Origin of the sequence: Bathymodiolus azoricus thioautotrophic gill symbiont (genome assembly GCF_001298715.1) — a bacterium.
Taxonomy (GTDB): Bacteria; Pseudomonadota; Gammaproteobacteria; order PS1; family Pseudothioglobaceae; genus Thiodubiliella.
Genome location: NZ_CDSC02000212.1, coordinates 1 through 4,621, shown reverse-complemented (window position 1 = coordinate 4,621; position 4,621 = coordinate 1). Strand labels below are relative to the sequence as shown.

5 protein-coding genes and 1 pseudogene are annotated in these 4,621 nt (G+C 36.8%); 3 read left to right on the top strand and 3 right to left on the bottom strand.

The window, feature by feature from the left end:
* The 3 genes from BAZSYMA_RS04120 to BAZSYMA_RS04110 form a co-directional block, all read left to right on the top strand.
* Window positions 1–702, top strand: a 702-nt coding sequence (locus BAZSYMA_RS04120) for an exonuclease domain-containing protein (RefSeq protein WP_206599443.1), incomplete at its 5' end; no start/stop codon positions are given.
* Between the two features lie 67 nt (window positions 703–769).
* On the top strand, window positions 770–2,680 hold the full coding sequence (gene acs, locus BAZSYMA_RS04115; RefSeq protein WP_090715897.1) for an acetate--CoA ligase: 1,911 nt from the start codon (window positions 770–772) through the stop codon (window positions 2,678–2,680).
* 10 nt (window positions 2,681–2,690) lie between these two features.
* Window positions 2,691–3,308: a trimeric intracellular cation channel family protein gene (locus BAZSYMA_RS04110; RefSeq protein ID WP_090715894.1), complete on the top strand. Its 618-nt coding sequence runs from the start codon at window positions 2,691–2,693 to the stop codon at window positions 3,306–3,308.
* Between the two features lie 351 nt (window positions 3,309–3,659).
* On the opposite strand, the gene BAZSYMA_RS04105 is transcribed toward BAZSYMA_RS04110, so the two are convergent.
* The 3 genes and pseudogenes from BAZSYMA_RS04105 to BAZSYMA_RS09915 all read right to left on the bottom strand — a co-directional run.
* Window positions 3,660–3,905 (bottom strand): hypothetical protein, encoded by a 246-nt coding sequence (locus BAZSYMA_RS04105; RefSeq protein WP_090715891.1) that lies wholly within the window; start codon window positions 3,903–3,905, stop codon window positions 3,660–3,662.
* A gap of 170 nt (window positions 3,906–4,075) precedes the next feature.
* Window positions 4,076–4,396 (bottom strand): STAS-like domain-containing protein, encoded by a 321-nt coding sequence (locus tag BAZSYMA_RS04100; RefSeq protein WP_237733014.1) that lies wholly within the window; start codon window positions 4,394–4,396, stop codon window positions 4,076–4,078.
* 16 nt (window positions 4,397–4,412) lie between these two features.
* Window positions 4,413–4,621, bottom strand: a pseudogene (locus tag BAZSYMA_RS09915) (hypothetical protein); the annotation flags it as partial.

Genomic DNA, 4,621 nt, shown 5'->3' with positions numbered 1-4,621 from the left:
TTAAACCTCAATATTATGATTGACTACTTTTTTGCTAATTATTCTCGCAAAAAACTACTTAATAGCACGCATTTACCAAAACCGCTTTATCACTATTTATCGCAGCCTTTGGTTGAAGCTAAGAACTTGATTAAAGATATTGAGTTTTTGGTTTTGGATTTTGAAACAACAGGGCTGGATGCTTCTAAAGAAAAGATAATCAGTATTGGTTATACCGTTATAAAGAATTTTCATGTTTTGTCAGGCACATCTAGGCATATTTTAATCAACCCAAAACAAGAATTGACAGAGCAAAATGTTGCCATCCACCAATTAACAGATGAGGAGCTTAAGTGTGGTTTGCCGCTAAGTAAAGCAATAGATAAACTGTTATCTCAAATGGCTAATAGGGTTATTGTTGTACATTTTGACAAAATTGAAAAAGGTTTTCTTAATCAAGCGTGTCACAAATTGTATCAAATTAACACGCTACCTTTAATAATGTTAGACACTCTTAAAATTGAGCGTAGAAAAATGCAAAAAATGCAGCAATATACCCAGCCTGATGGATTAAGATTATTCAACTTGCGAGAGAAATATAATCTACCGCGCTATAAGGCACACAATGCAATGCAGGATGCGATTTCAACAGCAGAGCTGTTTTTGGCGCAAGTAGATTATATGGGTAATAAAGAAGCCATTAAGTTACGACAATTAACTTAAAAAATGCTTCATAGAAAAACAGTTTTTTAGGTATTATTCACAGATACTTATTTAAATTTATCTTACTATGTATCCAATTGCAAAATCAGACAGAGCTCCACTTATTGACGAAAAAACTTACCTGACGATGTATCAAGAATCTATTGAGAATTCTGATGCCTTTTGGTCTCAGAAAGCCAAGGAGTTTTTAGATTGGGATAAAGACTGGAGCACTACCTCTAATGTGGATTACCACACTGGTTTGATTGAGTGGTTTAAAGGCGGTGAGTTGAATGTGGCTTACAATTGTATTGACAGACATCTGCCACAGCGTGCAAATCAAACAGCGATTATTTGGGAAGGTGACAACCCTGAGGTGAGTCAAAAAGTTAGCTACCAACAGTTGCACGATGAAGTGGCAAAATTGGCTAACGGGCTTAAAAAACTCGGTGTCAAAAAAGGCGATAGAGTCTGTATTTATATGCCAATGATTTTGCAAGTGAGCTATGCAATGTTGGCATGTGCGAGAATTGGCGCAATTCACAGCGTTGTATTTGGTGGATTTTCTCCTGAGGCACTTAAAGATAGAATCTTGGATTCTGAGTGTAAGATAGTTATTACGGCGGATGAAGGTATGCGTGGTGGTAGGGCAACACCTCTTAAAGCTAATGTAGATATTGCCGTAGCCGCTTGTGATTGTGTAGACACGGTGATTGTTGTACAAAATACCAAAGGTGATGTGGCATGGGGCAATAAAGATGTTTGCTATCATGATTTGGTTGAGGATATGTCAAATGAATGTCCGTGTGAGTCGTTCGATGCAGAAACACCACTATTTATTCTCTACACTTCAGGTTCAACAGGCAAGCCCAAGGGTGTATTGCACACCACAGGTGGTTATTTGCTTTATGTTGCTATGACGCACAAATATGTTTTTGATTATCAGGACGGCGATATTTATTGGTGCAGCGCCGATGTTGGTTGGGTGACAGGGCATTCTTATATTGTGTATGGGCCACTGGTAAATGGTGCAACTACCTTAATGTTTGAAGGTGTCCCAACTTATCCTGATGCATCGCGTTTTTGGCAAGTCATTGACAAACACCAAGTCAATACTTTTTATACTGCACCAACTGCCATTCGTGCACTCATGGGTGCGGGTGATAGGTTTGTAGAAAAAACCAATCGTTCTAGTTTGCGTGTTTTAGGCACAGTAGGCGAGCCGATTAATCCTGAAGCATGGGAGTGGTATTATCACAAGATTGGTAATGGTAAATGCCCAATTGTTGACACTTGGTGGCAAACAGAAACAGGTGGGCATATGATTACTCCATTACCTTATGCAACCGCACTGAAACCTGGTTCAGCCAGTAAGCCATTTTTTGGCATTGAACCACAAGTTGTAAATGAAAAAGGCGAAGTGTTAGAGGGTGAGGCAGAAGGTATTTTGGTATTAGCACGCTCGTGGCCAGGGCAAATGCGCACACTTTATAACAATCATGAGCGTTTTATGGAAGCGTATTTTTCAACTTTTCCAGGTAAGTATTTTGCAGGTGATGGTATAAAACGAGATGCAGATGGTTACTATTGGATTACTGGCAGAGTAGATGATGTTTTAAATGTCTCAGGGCACCGTCTTGGTACTGCAGAGATTGAATCTGCTTTGGTATTGCACAAAGATGTTAGTGAGGCAGCAGTGGTTGGTTATCCGCACGACATTAAAGGGCAGGGTATTTATGCTTATGTTTCTACCATTAACGGTGTCCAGCCAAGCGATGAATTAAAAACAGAGTTGGTTAAGTTGGTGCGTAGTGAAATCGGACCGATTGCCAATGTTGATAAACTCCAATTTGCATCAGGATTGCCAAAGACCCGTAGTGGTAAGATTATGCGTCGAATTTTAAGAAAAATTGCTGAGAATGATTGTGATAATTTGGGCGATATTTCCACGCTAGCAGATCCCGAAGTGGTGAGCGATCTAATTAAAAATAAAATTTAATAATGCGGCTATGGAACAACTGCTTGTAAATCTCTATTGGATAACATTGTTAGCTGTTATAGTGTCATCAGCTTCTGGGGTTTTGAAAGCTGGATTCAAAAAGTTTGATTTATTTGGCGTCATTATTATCGCTATCACTACGGGACTTGGTGGAGGCTCTTTGCGAGATTTGCTACTCAGTAGAGAGGTATTTTGGGTTGCTGATCAGGTGTTTTTTATTGCATCGCTCTTAAGTGCAATCTTTATATTTACCACTGCGAGAATCTTTGTCATTCCGCAAAAACTTTTCTTAATTATGGATGCTGCAGGTTTGGCAACTTTTGGCATTGCAGGAACTTTGGTAGCGGTTATGATGAATATTCCACCACTTCTGGCAAGTTTTATGGGTGTATTAACAGGGGCAATGGGTGGTATTTTGCGTGATGTTTTGTGTGGCGAAGCACCTGTTGTGTTTAACTCGCAACTATATGCAACAGTTTTATGGTTAGGTTCTTTGTTGTTTATAGTTTTGTTAAACTTAAGTCAAGACATTACACTTTCAGCTATTGTTGCGGGTTTTTGTATGTTTACAGTTAGGCTTTTAGCTATTTATTTTAATATCAATTTGCCAAAGTTCCGTTTTAAATAAATCTCTGGACAAAGCAACAAATAAGTCTAATTTTTATTTTTGTAACCAAATAGCGGCTTGTTTAGCGTGTTGCATTAACACCTGCTCGTTTAAAAGAAAATAGTGTTTCTAATATCACTTTCTCAGCCCTGCTTTAGATATGGCATATTTGCCATTGTAGATAAAATTCAATTTTTTTCTAGATTTTCCAAAACCCATAGTGGCAAGATTATGCACCGTATTTTAAGAAAGATTACCGAGAATGATGATGATAATTGAGGTGATATTTCCACTGGCAGAGCCTGAAGTGGTAGAAAATCTTATTAAAAATAGCATTTAATGAACGACACAATTTTAGAAAAATATCAGAAACTACATCTTATTTTCTAATAATGCCAATATAAGATTATTTATAAAATGTGAAATTTCAGTGGATTTTTCTGTATCTTGCATCATGTTAAGTGAGTCAAACTCCCCGTTTGTGGCATTTTTAATTAATGCGAGAAGCTCTTTATTGATTGTATCTTCGTTATCTAGTTTGTATTTTTTATGTGCAAAGTTTAAAAAAAATGGCAAATTGTGTTTGTTTCCTTTTAATTTGTAAGGAGAGAGTTTCATTATGAGTAGCAGATCCCCAGTATTGAATATAAAGATCTTCCAGTTCTTGGGTAATGGACACCAAAAAATCCAATGCTTTTTCTTTATTTTTAAAAGTAATTAGTTTTTTTGTAATTGAGAATTACCCAAGAATACCATAATGGCAACAAGAATATAGAGCCACCACTGCATTATTTGGCTTCTGCAATATATTCTAATATTGTCTCTTTGTAAATACGATAAGTATCATTTGCTTCAATTTTTAATATTTTGTTTAATTCATCTTGTGAGAAATTCTCTTTACGAACCAGCCCACCAAACGCCTCTTCTAAAAAAGAGGATCCATAGCCTTCGGTATCATTTATATTGACAATAACAGGGTGTTGTCGATCTGCTTTTTTTAATTTAGGCGCTAAATATTCCGTTCTAAATTTCTCTCCTGTCCATTCTCCATCAGCATAATATCTGCCAGATGGCACATCTGAAAATTCTTTTGCAATTGATATGTTCATATGATTCCCTGTTTTGTTAAACATTGATTTGCCACTCAATCAATGTCCCCTGTAAAGGGTATTTTAATTCTTTTTGTTGTGTAGTGGTTAATTTTTCATTTTCCACTTGGAAACTGCAATACCCTTTGTTGCTAATAATAGTTAACTGACCCTGATTTTTAATAAAATCTAACAATTGTTTTAACCCCTTTCCACGGTTCGGTTCCTTTGTTTTGGTTCTAGTGT